We start from the raw sequence: 14,628 nt of genomic DNA on the forward strand, positions 1-14,628 counted from the left end.
ATTTCTCATAAAATCACATAAAAATCACATTTCCTGCAATAAAATTATTTAGCTTCGATCATGTGTAGTAAATCGTTGTATGTTGTTTGGACTTTAAGTGAAGCGTTTTGTTGCATCTTTTCAGTCACGTGGAGATAAATCTTGAGGGTAGTATCCATGTCGTCATGACCAACTCTCTTCATGATTGTGGGCAGATCGACACCGGCTTCGGCGAGCATACTGACGTGTGTATGGCGAAAAATGTGTGGCGTCGCTTCTTTTGTGATGGTGGTCTTATTAAGAAGCCTGTTCATTCGATTGATCAATGTTTTCTGAATGTAAGGATATCCGTTTGGACGGCAGAATACGAAATTGTCCTCACAAATATCCTCCTCGACTAACCTAGCCTTCATTTTTAGCTTCGTCATACTTCTTACATGTGCCTTAAGCATGTCCATAATTTCTGGCTCCACAACTATTTCCCGGATCGATCCCTTAGTCTTTGGTGGGGTCAGTTCATACTTCCGCATGTTATTGTCTGGGTTGTACATAGTCCTGATAATCTTGATTTTGTTCTCCTTAAAATTCAACACCGATTCCCAAAGAGCGCATAACTCACCAGGGCGCATGCCGGTGAAGGCGAGGAGGAAGAATATCTCTTTATCTTCATCTTTTCCGTGTTTCAAGACGGTATCAAGGAACTCGGATAACTCTCCTCTTGTCAAATAATCGTTCTCTATGGACGCATTTTCAATATCATCAACGGTTACTTCTCGTTCTGGGATTTCTGCCCCCACGCACGGATTATCATCCCTATATTTTTCTTTTATCGCATACTTATAAATCATACCAGCCGTTACATGAACTCCTTCAATAGTGCTTTTTGCATACCCTTTATCAAATAAGTCATTGAGTATCTCTTGGTGTTTTCGTGGAGTGATTTCAGCGATCCCAGCTTTTGCGATATACCGATTCAGGATCTTGATTTCCTTTTCTCGAATACGAATTGTGCTTTTCTTTCGTTTTCCTCGCGAATATGTTTTGAGCCAATCAGACGCAACTTTTTCGAATTTCAAACTCTTGATGAGCTTCTCGTCATGCTTTGTCTCCTTAAGTTTTTTAATCGCCGCATCAACACGCTCTTCTGCCTCTTTTTTCGTGTCTCCTCTTCTTGCTATCTGTTTCCGGTTACCTGTAGCTGGGTCAGGAGGACCGTCCTTCACACAAATCCATTTATAGCCTTGTTTGTTGTTTGCTTTGACTTTCGTGAAAGAAGCCATGATATGAACCCTCCTCATGGAACGTATGTTCGATTAAAGGTGTATAAAAACAGTCTCGCGACTGGATAGCGCAAGATTACATGTTGATATAAGTACGGGGCCTATCATTACAGTGGCTTTTTCAGGTGAGCAACCTCTTCGGGAATGCCACACAGCCTAGCTGCCTCGTATATGGTCATGCCTTCGCACAAGAGTGAGTCAGGGAGTAGCAACTCGACTGCAAATTTGTTTGCTTCACGTTCAATTCGGTTAATCGAAAAGTATGTATTCTTCTTTAAGAACGGAGTGTTCACATTCGGGTGTAATATCGCATGGCCGAGTTCGTGAGCACATACGAAACGTTGCAAGGATTCTTCAAGTTCAGAGTGAATATGAATAAAGCGTATTCGCTTATAAGTACTGAAGAATCCGAGTGTATCGCCTAAATCATTAAACAGGATTCTGATGTTCTTCAGGGATGCAATTACAGAGGGGTCATTGGTACCGTAATGGCGAATCTTAGTTTCAACAATGGATTTAATGTGATTCATTGAATGAAGCCCCCTTACATGTCATTACTTGGTGATCAGGAGGGTTGTTGATTTATACCTTGCTAATGAATTGCTTCGCTTTTTTTAATCTTACCTTGAATTTGTTTAACTTTGATACACGATCTGATCGATTAAGAAAAACAACGTTTTCATATACATAAATTGCACGATTAAGAACACGAACTTCAATATTGTTTTAGAAGCCTGTCACTCATCTTCATTACCTCTATATTTCTTCGGCGTAAATTTCTTCTTAGCCATTTCCTTCGCAAGTCGCATCGAGTTTTCCAACGAAATCCTCACGAGCTCTCTTGTTTCATCATCCATAGGCTCCCCGTTAAAAGCCATGGCTTCATTTGATTCAAGATCACTCATCATTCGTTCGAGGTCTTTTGCTATGTCGCGCTCATCTTTCTTAGTAAGGGTGTAGTAAGGTTTTGAAGATGACGGATCGTCTGTACGGCAGAGGAGGTAGTCCGCGTTCGTTTCCAATGCATCTACAAGCGCACTTAGTGCCTCCGGATCGGGTTTCCGTTCATTATTCTCGTAGCGAGAAACCTGTACAATCGTTAACCCCGTTTTCTTCGATAGGTCTTTTTGCGTAAATTTCAACTTTTCTCGTAAATGTTTAATTCGATCGCCAAGATTGGCCATACGCTCTTCTCCTTAATTAAATGCTATGACAATATTTTAGCATTACCAAATCGGTAAATATAGATAGTTGCCAAAACGGTAATTTTCTTGTTGACATAACCATTTTGGTAACGTATAATCGGATTTGTAAGTTACCAATACGGTAACTAGGAGGTGGTTACATTGAAGAGAGTAGACCTCGCCAAAATTAAACTGCTTCGCAAAAATAAGAATATATCACTAGATGAAATGGCGAGGAAAGTAGGGTATGAAAGTCCAAACGGTTACTACTATCTGGAGATCGGTAGAGGAAGGTTTCCTGCTGAGACACTCGCTAAAGTTGCTGATGTGCTTGAAACACCAATAGAGGAACTTTTTTTTGAAGATGAAGTTACCGAAATGGCAATTTGTGTTTTGGCTGGGAAGAACACGCCCATGAGACAAGTAAACAAACAAATCGAGAGGTAGGTGAGAAGAGAGATGGATAACAAAAAGAATCCGGAAGAATTGCTCCGCGAGCAAATGGAATTACTGGCGGAGCGTTCGAAAAAATGTATTGACGAAGAATTGCCTGCAATTACTTTAGCCATGGTTGAGATATACAAAGTGTTAAATCCACTTTGAGACGGCATCCCTGCTTTGCTCAGAAAACCTTTTGTTAATTCTTATATACACTTCAGAGTATTTGTCAGCAAGTTCTTCTGGTGTGATGTCCGATAAATCTTGTTTTTCAAGGTAAAGCATCGTTAAAGCAGTAACTTTGCTTGTTGGAAAGGTTTTGAGTTCTATTTTGTCGCTCATATCGGAAACCTCCTTTCAAAGAAATGGTGAGCCTAGTCAACTTACATTCTACCAAATGGAGGAAGAATCCGGAAGAGGAGTGGCGTACAGTCAATCAAGATCTGGCCGAGAAGGCGCTTGGCGAGAATGGGGGATGAGAGGGGGGAGAACAGAGATGAAGAACCGACAACTATTATTCCAACGGGTACTGGCGGCTATGTCTCTTGTTAGTATCACATGCATGTTATGGGCCTCAATTGAAATGATGATGCTGAACAAGCAGAGCAATGAACTGATCGATGAGAGGAAGGAATTAAATGCGATGTATGAGCAGAACATCGACCAGTTCGAAGAGATCATTGCGGGCTATCAGGAGCTTTATCAGGAGATTCAGGATCATCTTCTTCATCCATATTTGAAAGATGATCTGAAATAGACTGCAAAAATTCAGCGAAAGATTCTTCAAACATTTGCCGTCGTTCTAGATCCATTTCGAGAATCTTCGTTTGTGCGCGTAACTCAGCCATTTTTTCTTGATGATGACGCTCTGTCTGCTCAGTTGCTTGTTCTTGAATATAAAGTGCTAGCAGGGCGGACATGAATATTCCGATCAACCATTTAACAGTGTCCCAAGTCATCCTTGGTTTTACATCTGTTGGTTTCGATTCGACGTGAGTAGTTTGTTCGTTAATATCATCAATCAATTCTTCGTCGGGAAATAGATCAATAGCTATGTGGATGAAGTTCTCGATGTTTTCATACAAGGAAAGCGGGACGAATGTATCCATCCTATCTTGTATTGAGAGTTTTGCAACTAACTCTTGAGACACTTGAAGAATTGAGTTCTCTCGTATTGTCATATCGAATACTTTCATAGCATTTTCTTGGATTTGCCTGAAGCTTTCGACGACCGGCTGGAGTTCAATAGCCCATCGTCTAGCAGATTCGATGAAGGGATTGCTCATCGTGCCCATAATGATAGCCTGAGATCGCAATTCCCTATTCATTTGTTCTGTGAGTCTAATCAAACTCTTTATATAATGCGGATCGTTCAGCATGAATGACACATTCCTTCCACTGTAGAATGGCAAGCTATGACACTTTCATTTTACAGGATAAGGGAGAAGAAACAAACATTTTTGCTATGAATGCTACTGCGAAAATAGTGAAGCATTTCACGAAGGAGGGGAGACAACGGTGTTAAAGGTCGATCTGGATGATGAATTCATTAACACACTTGCTACGCAGATTGCCGACCGGGCATTCGAGAAATTCCGCGACAAGATCGAATCTTCCAAGTGGCCGCCTGTTCTTAGTAGGACAAAACTTATGGAATTCCTGGGTATCAAGGAGACGAAGGCATCAGAATTAATGAATCGTGCTGACTTTCCGGTCATTAGGGAATTTGGCCACCCCAAGGTACCGACACATCTATTGCTCAAGTGGATTGATAGCCATACTGATTGGGTCGAGGAGAACAGTACTTACTTTAATCGGATCCATTCCGCGTGAGGATAGATTCAGTTATCAATGGACGGAGGTGATAAACGATGGGGACTATTACAATTCCGCAACATCTATACAAAAGCAAGTATTGGGTGGCTGTGTTCTACCTATTCAAAGAGCATCCCAGATTGAATATGTGCTTTAACACCAGGTACTTCGATTTTTCAAACGAGCGCCTCAAGACTAGAACCCTGAAAAAGCATGCTGCGCCTTGGTCAGATAGCGAGAAATTCATGCTTGACTTGGCTCTGCATTTATTCAATCCATCCAACAAAGTCGATCTGAGCGGAATGGATTTACTGGATCCATTCAACACAGAGTTAGCGTTGGAGGCTATAAAGATCAGGTATGGGTGAGGGACCCGGCCACTGGCATATGACCGGGCGATCAAGGGGAGCATCCTGCGTGGTATTAGTTGGCGCTCTGAGATTTGGCGCCGGAGGGATGTATGTTTCAGCTGATAAATAAATTGTACCCCACCAACACGTGACACATCTAGACGGGGAGGCGTCACAAAATAAGCGAACAAAAGACCGAACACGGTCACGGAGGGGTAGAACATGTCGACAAATCCACTAGAACTTGTTTTGCAAGGTAAGACCCAGCAGGAGGTAGCGAAGCATTTACACTTGTCCCGCAGCGCGATCGGGATGGCTGCCACGGGCCGCCGGAAGATTCCCGATGAATGCGAGCCGAAGCTCGCTAGAATGAACTGGAGAGCCGCCCTGCAGATTGCATCAGAGAGGAGCGGCGGTTACATAGGCAACATACTGGATACGTACAGCAACCGCAATATCGATTTTCACCCAGCGAGTTTGATCCAATGGCTTATAGCTGAGATGACGGAGGCTAAACAGACGCTTGGAGGGCTTGTGTTGGCAAAGATGGATCCACAGAAAAAGAAGGCCTTTATTGAGGAAATGCTGATGGAACTGGAGGACGTTTCGGAGCTGATTGACGGCATGAAGGGCACCTTCGCGGAAGAGTTTGGCATCGATCTGTACGGGCTGCTGGCTCGGCGAAAACAGATGATCGCTGATGGTCAGCGATAGGGAAGGAGCGATGACATGAGCACAAGTGTAAGTATTTCGTTATTGGATTGTCCGGGCGTAAGGGCAGCGTTCATAGCGCCGGGATTGTTATTAATAGGAGATCCATTCGAAGGTACCACAATTCATGCAACGCCTGAACAGTTTCTGGTGTTGGCACACATTATCACGGAAGGAGTGAAGGAGCAGCAGGTTGACTCCTCTGGTCAGCAGATTAGCCTCCGTGCAGAGCAACAGTTGATCGCGTTGAAGGGAGGTGAGGGTAGGTGATCGTGGAGCCGGAGGTAAGCAGGCTTGAAAAGCTGGAACGCTATTATAACCATTTTAACGTAGAAAATCGTTACGGCCTTAGTTTTCCCGAATTTAAGAGAAAGGTGGATGAGGGCACATGGGCGCAGTATCTGGAAGAGCGTATGACTTTGCCGCAGCACGTCAGAGAGTTATGCAGCTCACGATGATGTATCGCCAGGCAAAGCACACAGGTGACGACATGGCTTGCTGGGCGCTGGCGGCTCAGATCGATGAGTTGGAGAAGGAAATCGCTGAGGCACATACCTCTGGAAACGGACGAATGACCGTCCTGGCCGACGGTCATCCGGTAATGCAAATATCAAATTTATTCGCTCCCATTGTACCGCAGTGGGCGGGGGAGTACAAGGGGGACAACGGACAATGAAAGCAACAGGTATTGTACGCAAAGTGGACGAGTTGGGTAGAGTGGTCATTCCAATCGAACTTCGGCGTACGTTGGGAGTCGGCGAGAAGGATCCACTCGAAATCTATGTAGATGGTGACCAAATCGTACTTCGCAAGTATCAGCCGGGCTGCGTGATCACCGGCAGCCAGGACGATCTGATTGAGTACGGTGGTAAGCTTTACAGCCGGCAGGCGATTCAGCAGCTAGCTGCAAAAGCTGGTATTTAATGAATGGACAAGGCTCGGCCTTGTCTCAGGGCGCACAAGCGGGTCCTCCTTCCCTCTTGTCATAGTGCTTGTGCGTCCTGAGATGCGGCTGACGCATCATGAGTGGTGGCGGAATAGGTAGACGCTATTGGCAGTTAAGGGACGGTCATACTTTCGAATGCCCGCCTAGAACAAGTTGGGTGAGAAGGTGTAAGGCGGGGTGGCCGTTAAAATCACTGGAAACTGAAACTGTATTCCCTCGCAAGAGTGCCAACTTACGGTGATATATTCCCATGCAAGGTGCAAATCCTTGCCCACTCTGTTTATATCGTGAGGGTTTTGCGTTTCCGGTGCTGTTTTCCCTCATCAAAAAACCTGAACCGGTTCGCGTCCGCAGCTGCGCGTAGAAAATACGGCTGCACGCACCAAAGCGCCCGCTGGCTATGGTCTCGGCTGTACGGCGGCGGGCGTTCAATACATAGGGAAAGGAGGGATACCATGAAGCCAAGCGTAGGAAGGATTGTGCACTTTCACACGTCGAATGGCCCTGCTGCCGCGATTGTCATCAATGTGCATAGTGAGTTGGAAGTGGATCTGCAGGTGTTTCATGCGGATGGCAGCATCAAGTGGGTCACAGATGTTCCAGCAGGTGTTGCTGTAGGCTGCTGGGACTGGCCGCCCAGAGTTTGAAAGGAGGATCTACATGGGAGAAGCTGCTGATATGGTGCTTGAAGGACTGTTGTGCCAGGTATGTGGTCAGTTGATCGACGGCGATGAGCCAGGTCATCCGAGGTCCTGCGTTGACTGCAAGAACGAAAAATAGCCCCTCTGCCAAGGGGCCACTCAAAACATATGAACGCCCTTATGATACCACGGATTCATGAGGGCTACAAGGAGGAGCTATGGACATAGTCGGCATTATCAAAGAAATAGTGAAAGGCCCAGCACCAGTCGTTGCGGTCGTTCCTGAGGAGAAATTGACGCGGTTACGCGCTATTAAAATGGAGCGCTTCATACATGCGACGACAATTCAGGTGGCGATCACACAGAATCTGATTGAATATATGTGGTCGATTAGCCCTGATAGATTCGCGAAGGAAAGTGAAGCTGTTTTGAAGGAATCTAGGGAAGCATTCAAAGTATCGGAACAATCGGCTTCATTAAAGGCCGAATTTGACCGGTTAGTGGAAGAGGAAAACAGTGAAGTAGCTGCAATATTGTTTGCCTATGGCTTTGATCCTCGATATGGATACACCTTAGATGATCACTCGGGTGAAATACGCGGAAAGGTGATGACCAATGAATAAACAGCAAATCATGAATCGATTACTGGAGTTGCCTGCGGAGATCGCCAATGCAGAGGAAGATGTGCTGCAGGCGAATGGTAAGTTGATCTTGGCTAAGGACATGTTACAGCAGAAAGAGGATTCTTTGCTTCTTGGCAACGTCATCGACGGTAAGAATGCGGAGATCCGTGCTGCTCAGATGCGGCAAAATACGCAGAATGAGCGTGAAGCGCTGGCCGACGCTGAACTGATACTGAAAAACGCAACAGCTCGGCTGGGCAGGTTGCGGGATGAATTCAAAGCTCTGCGGGCTGTAGTGGACCTGCTCAAGGAGGTGGCGTAATTGACCGAGGGCAACCTTCAGGTCATACCCCAATCCTCCGGTGGAAACACCGGGGGAGGGGCTATCGTCGATCTTGAGTTTGGTAGTGCCGCCGATCTCAGAAAGAAGTTGGACGCGATGAAACAGAAGCTGAACTTGACAAAAGAGTTCTTTCGCGAGGTTATGCAGGAAGGCGTCGACTACGGCATTATCCCAGGGACGGACAAGCCCACACTATACAAGGCGGGAGCGGAAGGGCTCTGTGAGTTTTATAATCTGGCTCCTACGATAGCATCGAAAGTCGAAGACAAAAGCCATGATACTGGTTATTACGCTGTAGATGTGACTGTCCGTCTTATCCACCGCGGTACCGGTTCGATTATTGCCGAGGGCGTTGGCCATGCGAACACATTCGAGAGTCGATATCGCTGGCGGTGGGTTTCCGAGAAAGACCTGCCTCGTGGGATGGACAAGGAAGATCTCATATCCAAGGAGCGTAACGGAAGATACGGCAATTACGTTCAGTATCGCATTGAGAACGACGACATGCATTCCATCTGGAATACCGTCCTTAAGATGGCGAAAAAGCGTGCGCTTGTCGATGCGGTGCTCTCAGCCACACGTTCAAGCGGCATTTTCGCTCAAACGCAAGAGGAGCTTGATGCCTATCTGCAAGGTTATGATCCGGATGGAGATCCGGAGGGCCAGCCAGCTGCACCGCCGCCCAAACGTCAGCAGAGTGGTAATCGTGGCGGAAATGGGAGCGCTGGACGTTCAGGGAATGGTGCGCGTGGCGGGGGCGGGACCCAGCAAAAGAATCGCGTACTCAATCTAATGAAGCAGCAAGGTCTGGATTGGAATGGCCTGGCCGAGGCAGCCAGCGCGGCGCTTGGTCGTCAAATCGGTAAGGTCATCCAGGACATCCAAACCGAGGCCGACTGGAAAGTCGTAGGTGATTACCTCGAAGACAGTGGCGTTCAGGAAGACCATGACCTTGATTTTGATCTGCCGGAGGGACCGGTATGAAAATAGCACATGTAGCGGATGCACATTGGGGCTTCGGGTATCCCGGCCCCACGCCGGCGTCTCGCTTTGAAGACATCACTCGTACGATGGACTGGGTAGCTGATCGGATCATTGAGGAGGGATGTGAGCTTGTCTTGTTCGCCGGCGACGCCTTTAAGGATGCCCGTGTCTATATCGATCGGGCGACTGCTGAGATCAAGGCGTTCGTGGCCTGGCTCCGCCGGCTCTCGGATGCCGGCATTGAGGTGATCGTCATCAGCGGCACGCCGTCGCATGACGCTATCAGCGCCTATCATTTGATTCGAGAGATGCAGATCCCGAGAGTAAAAGTGTTCACAGAGCCGGATTCAGCGGCCTTTGGTGACATCACGATCTGTTGTCTACCAGGCATAAACCGTTCCAGTTTTGCTACGGATCCAGAATTCGCTGGACTCCCCCCGCATGAGTTTCATGCCAAGATGACGGAGAGCATTACAGATGAGTGTGAGTGTATGTCTGGCCATAGCGACGAAGGGCCGCGAATTCTTTTATCGCATCTGACCTATGATCTGGCCGACACAGGCTTTGAGGACGCGTTACTTCAAAACGAGCCGATCCTGACGGACGAAGCGGCGCGCATGTTCGACCTCGTATGTCTCGGACACATCCACCGCCCGCAGAAAGCTGGCAGCAACGTATTTTATTCCGGCGCTCCGGAGCGGCACAATTTCGGCGACGAAAGAACCCTTCCAGGATTTTTTATTCATGAGTGGATGGAGGATGCACCTACCGCCGGATTTGATTCTGAATTTATCCCTACGCCTGCGCGCCGATTCCACACTATTGACTGGTGCGAAATGGACATTGAGGCATGGATGGATGGCCAAGTGGACGATTTCTTCGGCATTCGCGATGTTATCGTCCGGGTACGGTACACCTGCAGCGAGGAGCTGCAGAAGCGCTTTGATCGACGATCGCTGGAAAAGGCGTTGTACGACGCCGGCGCTTTTTTTGTCGCCGAGATCCGGGCAGAGGTTGAGCGAACGGAGCGGATCCGTGACGCCGAAGTGACTGAGGGGCTGAATCCGCTGACGGCGTTGGCTGCTTGGGGAGCTAATCAAGGATACGAGGCAGCTGAAATTGCCGATTTGCAGGCTATAACGATCACACTGATGGAGGGGACGGCAAATGGCTGATCTAACAGAACATTCTACAGCTGGAGAAGCGAAGAATTTTCTGTTCTACCATATGAATTCGACTAAAGCTGTCGATGGCGTTTCAGAGATACCACGTTCCACAGTGAATTCAAGTTTGACTAAGGAACAAGCATGGAACGTCTTCTTCGGAGCGATTATGAAAAAAGAGGATTCCGAGCCCATTCACTATCTTGCACTCCGGAACATGATCCGGGAGTTCGGCTCCTACTATGAGGACGAGGCTGCAAGTTGTGGTAACAACCACATGACGTGCATCGGCTGCGGCCTGCCACCCGATCAAATCGAGGAATATATCGAGATGGCACGAGAAGAGGGAACGACTCCGGAACAGTTCGTAATGTCAGAGGAAGGCACTTATAACGCATTTGAACCTGGTCGATTCTATTGCACTTCATGCTACGTCAATGCTGATATGCCAATTATCGGGGAGGATAGCGCATGATTCCACTTCGTCTCATCATCCAAAATTTCCGCGCCATCGAACACGCCGACATTGATTTGTCGGCTGTCTCCTTGGCAGCGATAGCCGGCCGGAACGGAGCCGGGAAGTCATCGGCTTTCACGCTAGCGCCGCGCTTCGCTCTTTTCGGTGACGTGATAAATGGCGTGTCAATGGACAACCTTGTTCGACGTGGTGCGCAAGAGATGTCGGTTGAATTTCAATTCGAACACCAGGGCAGCTTGTTCCGAGCGATCCGGACGCGTAGCACGAAAGGCAAAGGCAAGTCGACGTTGGAGCTGCAGGAGCGCGTTGGCGACAAGTGGGAGAGTCGCAGCGCTGAGAAGATCACGGATACAGAGGCCGTTATCCGCAATCTGCTCAACCTGGACGACGAGACGTTCACGGCCAGCTCTATGATCCTGCAAGGCCAGGCTAATGCCTTCACCGGCGCGACGGCCGGCAAGCGAAAGGAGATCCTTTCGCAGATTCTTGGCCTTAATGTTTACGAGTTGTTGCAGGAGCGTGCCCGCCAGCGGGCCAACCTGCTGAACATTGAGATTGAGAAGACCAAAGACAAGATTCTGACGCTGGACGAGCGGCTGTCCCACCTCCCCAACAAGGAGGATGAGTTGCGCAGTCTCGAGGAACTGAATGCGTTTACTCAAAAGCAGCTTGCTGACAAGGAGTCGTCCGTTCGTGAGCTGGAGGCGAAAGTCACCCTTCTCGACAACAAGCAGGCACGCTGCCGCCAAATCGATCAGGACGTGCAGGTAATTGACCAGGAGACCGCCAGCCTGCAGAATGAGCGGGCAGACTTACAAGCGCGTCTCGAGCGGGTCGAGAAGATACTGGCCCATGAGTCCGAGATCTTGGCCAAGTCGGTCGAATTGGAGGCAGTCAAGGAAACGATGACCTCCCTGGAGGCTCGGAAACCGGAGTTGGAGAGGCTGCGACGCGATCTGGCTGCGACGGAAGCGGATCTGCATCAAATGGATGAGGGCCTGATCAAGTTGGCGGAGCGCATCAACATCCTGAAGCTGCAGCTTGCTGATCGTGAGAAGATCAAGCAGGAAGCCGACGAGTACGAGCGCGAGTCGGGGCGGCTGCGGGAATATGAGGAGAAGGCCGAGCGTTGGAACCTGTTGGAGGCAGAATTGGGTTCGCTCGATGCACAACATGCAGGAGAACTGCTTCGGCTCGATACCGAGGAGCGTCGCCTCAAAGAGAAGATCGCCGCGCTCGAGGAGCAGGAGGCACACATCCATGATAGTGGCTGCCTGCCGACCTGCAGGTTTCAGCAAGCGGCCGCGGTCGCCGTGGCAGAGCTACCGGGTTTGCGTCGGAGCTTGGCTGAGTTGGACTGTTCTGCGGCCAACGCTCTTGCGGATCTGATCGCCGAAAAGAGGCGTGAGCAGCAGGAGATCGACCACGATCCCGAGGAATTCCGCGTCTGCAAAGCAAAGGTTGTTGCGCTGCAGGCTGCCGCTAACGCCTATGCTCAATTGGCCGGCAAAGAGGAGCTGCTGCAACAATTGGAGCAGCAGCATGAGGAAAAATTGGCTCGCAAGGAGAACTCATCGATCCGCCGAAACGATCTGCACAAGCAATTGACGATCCTTCAGGCAGCACTCTCGCCGGTGCCGGAGCTTCAGGCGCGCGCCGACAGTCTGCAGCCATGGGCCGAACTCAAGGACTCGATCGGCGCGGCACGCGAATCTTCGACGAATGCCCGAGAGCGCATCAATGCCATTGATCGGGAGATATCTGGCAAGCAAGAGCATCGGGGCAACTTGCTGGCGGAGCGTGGCGGCTTGGAATTGGACGTGCTCAAATATGACGCGATTAACTTGGATCTATCGACCACCCGAGATGCACTGAAGCATCTCCGCAGGCAGCTCGCCACACAGGCTGAGCAGATCGGCGGGATCAAGGCGGTGTTGGCTGCTCTTGATGCCGATCAACAGGAGCGTGGTCGCCTGGCAGCCGAACTGGAGCCGAAGGCGCTGCGTTGGACGCGGTATCAGACGCTGATCAAGGCTTTCGGCAGGGACGGCATTCCGGCGATAATCATTGAAAATGCGGTGCCGCAGCTTGAGCGGATCGCAAACGAGATCCTTGGCCAGATGAGCAAAGGCAAGCATTACGTCCGCTTCGAGACGCAACGAGAGCTGAAGAGTCGGGACGGCGTCGCCGAAACACTGGACATCATGATCGGCGACTGGACGGCGGAGCGGCCATATGAGACATTCAGCGGCGGCGAACAGCTCCGCATCGACTATGCAATCCGCTTTGCCCTGGCTGAATTGCTTGCACAGCGTGCAGGCAGCAAGGTCGAGTGGCTGACGATCGACGAGGGCCTTGGCTCTCAGGATGCGGAGCATCGTTCTCTTGTTCTGGATTCTATCAAATCCGTGGCGGATCGATTTAAGAGAGTCCTAGTCATCACGCATATCGAGGATGCCCAGGCAGCTTTTGATCAAGTGATCCGCTTCGAAAATGCGGACGGCGGTGTCGAGGTTCATGTCGACTGATCCGTTGTATGACGACTACGGCGTTCCATTGATGCAATCTATGGTCGGGGAACGTATATGGTCGCTCTACAAGTCCGATCCGGCGGCTTTTAAGAGGGAAGTTAAGGCATACTTCGCCCGAGGCATGGCCGGATGGACGGTTGTGAAAGCCAGCTACCAGCACCGCACTATTTGGTTGCGAGATGACAGGAGGAGACAACCTTGATTGATGACATTACTGTTTTTGATTTTGAGACCACCGGCATCGATCCAAAGCAAGACCGCATAGTTGAGGTCGCCGCGATCCGCTGCATCGATGGGCAGATCGTCAGCCAGTTTCAAAGCCTGGTTCAATTTAATGGTGAGCTGCCGGACAAAATCACGGAGATTACCGGCCTGACCGCTGCTGATCTGGCGCAAGGCATGCCAGAGGACTTGGCCTTCAAGATTCTGCGGAACATGGCTCAGGACAGTATTCTTGTCGCACACAACGCGGCTTTTGACCTTGCGTTTCTGCACTATTGGATGCAGCGCACCGGCGGCCGCACGTTCAGCAATGATTTTATCGATACAATGACCATTTCGCGGGAGCGCCATGAGTATCCGCATAAGTTGATTGATATGACCGCACGCTACGGCATCAAGCTTACTGGTGCTCATCGCGCCCTCAACGATGTGATCGGATGCTGGGAACTGCTTAAGGCTATGCATGCCGAAGAGCCAATTGATGATTGGGTCAATCGCTTGGGTTACCTGAGTAAATATGGCCCCCCGCAGTGGGCGCCGAAGCATGCCAAACTCTTTGGGACAAGCAATCGATATGCCAGTTGAGCAGATGGAGTTGTTCGCCCAGGAGCCTGCTGCAGACGCTCCTAAACCGCTCAACGGCATGTACTACGAGCAGAGCAGCCGGAAGTTTGTGTCATTCGTACTCGGCCGGCGGTATTGGGAGCGGTTGGCCAGCCTCTGCAGGCCGCCAATGTATTCAAAGGAATGGCAGGAGAAAATCAAGAGGGAAAGGGCGATACCATGAAAAACGGCAAACGGCCGACACGGCGGCAAAAGTTCATGATAATAGACGCAGGATTGTCGCCGAAAGTATGGTTGGTAGAGAAGGCGCTGCCTGGTGAACTGCACCTGATTCATCGGTATACGTCCATTCGTAAGATCATTTCGGTATAGGGGG

At 49.5% G+C, this 14,628-nt stretch carries 23 protein-coding genes; 18 read left to right on the top strand and 5 right to left on the bottom strand.

What is annotated here, in order from left to right; genetic code table 11:
• Positions 1-44 precede the first annotated feature (44 nt).
• The 3 genes from XYCOK13_RS01085 to XYCOK13_RS01095 all read right to left on the bottom strand — a co-directional run bounded on the left by XYCOK13_RS01085 (position 45) and on the right by XYCOK13_RS01095 (position 2,443).
• Complete coding sequence (locus tag XYCOK13_RS01085) at positions 45-1,259, bottom strand: tyrosine-type recombinase/integrase (RefSeq protein WP_213409991.1); 1,215 nt, start codon at positions 1,257-1,259, stop codon at positions 45-47.
• Between the two features lie 107 nt (positions 1,260-1,366).
• Positions 1,367-1,789, bottom strand: a complete 423-nt coding sequence (locus XYCOK13_RS01090) for an ImmA/IrrE family metallo-endopeptidase (RefSeq protein WP_213409992.1) — start codon at positions 1,787-1,789, stop codon at positions 1,367-1,369.
• A gap of 207 nt (positions 1,790-1,996) precedes the next feature.
• On the bottom strand, positions 1,997-2,443 hold the full coding sequence (locus XYCOK13_RS01095) for a helix-turn-helix domain-containing protein (RefSeq protein ID WP_213409993.1): 447 nt from the start codon (positions 2,441-2,443) through the stop codon (positions 1,997-1,999).
• A gap of 162 nt (positions 2,444-2,605) precedes the next feature.
• Here XYCOK13_RS01095 and XYCOK13_RS01100 point away from each other — a divergent pair, with 162 nt between their 5' ends.
• Both XYCOK13_RS01100 and XYCOK13_RS01105 read left to right on the top strand, forming a co-directional pair.
• Positions 2,606-2,890, top strand: a complete 285-nt coding sequence (locus XYCOK13_RS01100) for a helix-turn-helix transcriptional regulator (RefSeq protein ID WP_213409994.1) — start codon at positions 2,606-2,608, stop codon at positions 2,888-2,890.
• Between the two features lie 12 nt (positions 2,891-2,902).
• Positions 2,903-3,046 carry a hypothetical protein gene (locus tag XYCOK13_RS01105; RefSeq protein ID WP_213409995.1) on the top strand — a complete coding sequence of 48 codons (144 nt, stop codon included), beginning with the start codon at positions 2,903-2,905 and terminating at the stop codon, positions 3,044-3,046.
• Here the strand turns inward: XYCOK13_RS01105 and XYCOK13_RS01110 are convergent.
• The gene (locus tag XYCOK13_RS01110; protein ID WP_213409996.1) at positions 3,032-3,223 is read right to left on the bottom strand and encodes a hypothetical protein; all 192 of its coding nucleotides are present in this window, start codon (positions 3,221-3,223) and stop codon (positions 3,032-3,034) included. The genes XYCOK13_RS01105 and XYCOK13_RS01110 overlap by 15 nt on opposite strands.
• Positions 3,224-3,558: 335 nt before the next feature.
• Complete coding sequence (locus XYCOK13_RS01115; RefSeq protein WP_213409997.1) at positions 3,559-4,260, bottom strand: hypothetical protein; 702 nt, start codon at positions 4,258-4,260, stop codon at positions 3,559-3,561.
• A gap of 139 nt (positions 4,261-4,399) precedes the next feature.
• On the opposite strand from XYCOK13_RS01115, the gene XYCOK13_RS01120 reads away from it, so the two are divergent.
• The 16 genes from XYCOK13_RS01120 (at position 4,400) to XYCOK13_RS01195 (ending at position 14,624) form a co-directional block, all read left to right on the top strand.
• Entirely contained in the window at positions 4,400-4,714 is a 315-nt protein-coding gene (locus tag XYCOK13_RS01120; protein ID WP_213409998.1) for a hypothetical protein, read from the top strand.
• 38 nt (positions 4,715-4,752) lie between these two features.
• Positions 4,753-5,064 carry a hypothetical protein gene (locus XYCOK13_RS01125; RefSeq protein WP_213409999.1) on the top strand — a complete coding sequence of 104 codons (312 nt, stop codon included), beginning with the start codon at positions 4,753-4,755 and terminating at the stop codon, positions 5,062-5,064.
• Between the two features lie 204 nt (positions 5,065-5,268).
• Positions 5,269-5,760 (top strand): hypothetical protein, encoded by a 492-nt coding sequence (locus XYCOK13_RS01130; protein ID WP_213410000.1) that lies wholly within the window; start codon positions 5,269-5,271, stop codon positions 5,758-5,760.
• A 15-nt stretch (positions 5,761-5,775) separates the two neighbouring features.
• Positions 5,776-6,027, top strand: a complete 252-nt coding sequence (locus XYCOK13_RS01135; protein ID WP_213410001.1) for a hypothetical protein — start codon at positions 5,776-5,778, stop codon at positions 6,025-6,027.
• 118 nt (positions 6,028-6,145) lie between these two features.
• The gene (locus XYCOK13_RS01140) at positions 6,146-6,433 is read left to right on the top strand and encodes a hypothetical protein (RefSeq protein WP_213410002.1); all 288 of its coding nucleotides are present in this window, start codon (positions 6,146-6,148) and stop codon (positions 6,431-6,433) included.
• The gene (locus XYCOK13_RS01145) at positions 6,430-6,681 is read left to right on the top strand and encodes an AbrB/MazE/SpoVT family DNA-binding domain-containing protein (protein ID WP_213410003.1); all 252 of its coding nucleotides are present in this window, start codon (positions 6,430-6,432) and stop codon (positions 6,679-6,681) included. The genes XYCOK13_RS01140 and XYCOK13_RS01145 overlap by 4 nt, the downstream gene beginning before the upstream one ends.
• Before the next feature lie 477 nt (positions 6,682-7,158).
• Positions 7,159-7,350, top strand: a complete 192-nt coding sequence (locus tag XYCOK13_RS01150) for a hypothetical protein (RefSeq protein WP_213410004.1) — start codon at positions 7,159-7,161, stop codon at positions 7,348-7,350.
• 212 nt (positions 7,351-7,562) lie between these two features.
• Complete coding sequence (locus XYCOK13_RS01155; protein WP_213410005.1) at positions 7,563-7,967, top strand: hypothetical protein; 405 nt, start codon at positions 7,563-7,565, stop codon at positions 7,965-7,967.
• Positions 7,960-8,289 carry a hypothetical protein gene (locus tag XYCOK13_RS01160; protein WP_213410006.1) on the top strand — a complete coding sequence of 110 codons (330 nt, stop codon included), beginning with the start codon at positions 7,960-7,962 and terminating at the stop codon, positions 8,287-8,289. Before XYCOK13_RS01155 ends, XYCOK13_RS01160 begins: the two co-directional genes overlap by 8 nt.
• Entirely contained in the window at positions 8,290-9,294 is a 1,005-nt protein-coding gene (locus XYCOK13_RS01165) for a hypothetical protein (RefSeq protein ID WP_213410007.1), read from the top strand. It abuts the gene before it with no gap.
• On the top strand, positions 9,291-10,469 hold the full coding sequence (locus XYCOK13_RS01170; protein ID WP_213410008.1) for a metallophosphoesterase family protein: 1,179 nt from the start codon (positions 9,291-9,293) through the stop codon (positions 10,467-10,469). The genes XYCOK13_RS01165 and XYCOK13_RS01170 overlap by 4 nt, the downstream gene beginning before the upstream one ends.
• On the top strand, positions 10,462-10,932 hold the full coding sequence (locus XYCOK13_RS01175; protein ID WP_213410009.1) for a hypothetical protein: 471 nt from the start codon (positions 10,462-10,464) through the stop codon (positions 10,930-10,932). The genes XYCOK13_RS01170 and XYCOK13_RS01175 overlap by 8 nt, the downstream gene beginning before the upstream one ends.
• Entirely contained in the window at positions 10,929-13,463 is a 2,535-nt protein-coding gene (locus XYCOK13_RS01180; protein WP_213410010.1) for a sbcc family protein, read from the top strand. Before XYCOK13_RS01175 ends, XYCOK13_RS01180 begins: the two co-directional genes overlap by 4 nt.
• Before the next feature lie 201 nt (positions 13,464-13,664).
• Positions 13,665-14,273 (top strand): 3'-5' exonuclease, encoded by a 609-nt coding sequence (locus tag XYCOK13_RS01185; protein WP_213410011.1) that lies wholly within the window; start codon positions 13,665-13,667, stop codon positions 14,271-14,273.
• The gene (locus XYCOK13_RS01190; RefSeq protein WP_244864922.1) at positions 14,263-14,475 is read left to right on the top strand and encodes a hypothetical protein; all 213 of its coding nucleotides are present in this window, start codon (positions 14,263-14,265) and stop codon (positions 14,473-14,475) included. Before XYCOK13_RS01185 ends, XYCOK13_RS01190 begins: the two co-directional genes overlap by 11 nt.
• Entirely contained in the window at positions 14,472-14,624 is a 153-nt protein-coding gene (locus XYCOK13_RS01195; protein WP_213410012.1) for a DUF6906 family protein, read from the top strand. The genes XYCOK13_RS01190 and XYCOK13_RS01195 overlap by 4 nt, the downstream gene beginning before the upstream one ends.
• The last annotated feature ends 4 nt before the right edge of the window (positions 14,625-14,628 follow it).

The sequence above is a fragment of the Xylanibacillus composti genome, assembly GCF_018403685.1.
Lineage (GTDB): Bacteria > Bacillota > Bacilli > Paenibacillales > K13 > Xylanibacillus > Xylanibacillus composti.

What these genes read in the sequence shown, in the direction of transcription:
- XYCOK13_RS01085 (WP_213409991.1), bottom strand. Translation starts at nt 1,259, where the DNA reads ATGGCTTCTTTCACGAAAGTCAAAGCAAACAACAAACAAGGCTATAAA.
- XYCOK13_RS01090 (WP_213409992.1), bottom strand. Translation starts at nt 1,789, where the DNA reads ATGAATCACATTAAATCCATTGTTGAAACTAAGATTCGCCATTACGGT.
- XYCOK13_RS01095 (WP_213409993.1), bottom strand. Translation starts at nt 2,443, where the DNA reads ATGGCCAATCTTGGCGATCGAATTAAACATTTACGAGAAAAGTTGAAA.
- XYCOK13_RS01105 (WP_213409995.1), top strand. Translation starts at nt 2,903, where the DNA reads ATGGATAACAAAAAGAATCCGGAAGAATTGCTCCGCGAGCAAATGGAA.
- XYCOK13_RS01110 (WP_213409996.1), bottom strand. Translation starts at nt 3,223, where the DNA reads ATGAGCGACAAAATAGAACTCAAAACCTTTCCAACAAGCAAAGTTACT.
- XYCOK13_RS01115 (WP_213409997.1), bottom strand. Translation starts at nt 4,260, where the DNA reads ATGCTGAACGATCCGCATTATATAAAGAGTTTGATTAGACTCACAGAA.
- XYCOK13_RS01125 (WP_213409999.1), top strand. Translation starts at nt 4,753, where the DNA reads ATGGGGACTATTACAATTCCGCAACATCTATACAAAAGCAAGTATTGG.
- XYCOK13_RS01130 (WP_213410000.1), top strand. Translation starts at nt 5,269, where the DNA reads ATGTCGACAAATCCACTAGAACTTGTTTTGCAAGGTAAGACCCAGCAG.
- XYCOK13_RS01135 (WP_213410001.1), top strand. Translation starts at nt 5,776, where the DNA reads ATGAGCACAAGTGTAAGTATTTCGTTATTGGATTGTCCGGGCGTAAGG.
- XYCOK13_RS01140 (WP_213410002.1), top strand. Translation starts at nt 6,146, where the DNA reads ATGGGCGCAGTATCTGGAAGAGCGTATGACTTTGCCGCAGCACGTCAG.
- XYCOK13_RS01145 (WP_213410003.1), top strand. Translation starts at nt 6,430, where the DNA reads ATGAAAGCAACAGGTATTGTACGCAAAGTGGACGAGTTGGGTAGAGTG.
- XYCOK13_RS01150 (WP_213410004.1), top strand. Translation starts at nt 7,159, where the DNA reads ATGAAGCCAAGCGTAGGAAGGATTGTGCACTTTCACACGTCGAATGGC.
- XYCOK13_RS01155 (WP_213410005.1), top strand. Translation starts at nt 7,563, where the DNA reads ATGGACATAGTCGGCATTATCAAAGAAATAGTGAAAGGCCCAGCACCA.
- XYCOK13_RS01160 (WP_213410006.1), top strand. Translation starts at nt 7,960, where the DNA reads ATGAATAAACAGCAAATCATGAATCGATTACTGGAGTTGCCTGCGGAG.
- XYCOK13_RS01170 (WP_213410008.1), top strand. Translation starts at nt 9,291, where the DNA reads ATGAAAATAGCACATGTAGCGGATGCACATTGGGGCTTCGGGTATCCC.
- XYCOK13_RS01175 (WP_213410009.1), top strand. Translation starts at nt 10,462, where the DNA reads ATGGCTGATCTAACAGAACATTCTACAGCTGGAGAAGCGAAGAATTTT.
- XYCOK13_RS01180 (WP_213410010.1), top strand. Translation starts at nt 10,929, where the DNA reads ATGATTCCACTTCGTCTCATCATCCAAAATTTCCGCGCCATCGAACAC.
- XYCOK13_RS01190 (WP_244864922.1), top strand. Translation starts at nt 14,263, where the DNA reads ATGCCAGTTGAGCAGATGGAGTTGTTCGCCCAGGAGCCTGCTGCAGAC.
- XYCOK13_RS01195 (WP_213410012.1), top strand. Translation starts at nt 14,472, where the DNA reads ATGAAAAACGGCAAACGGCCGACACGGCGGCAAAAGTTCATGATAATA.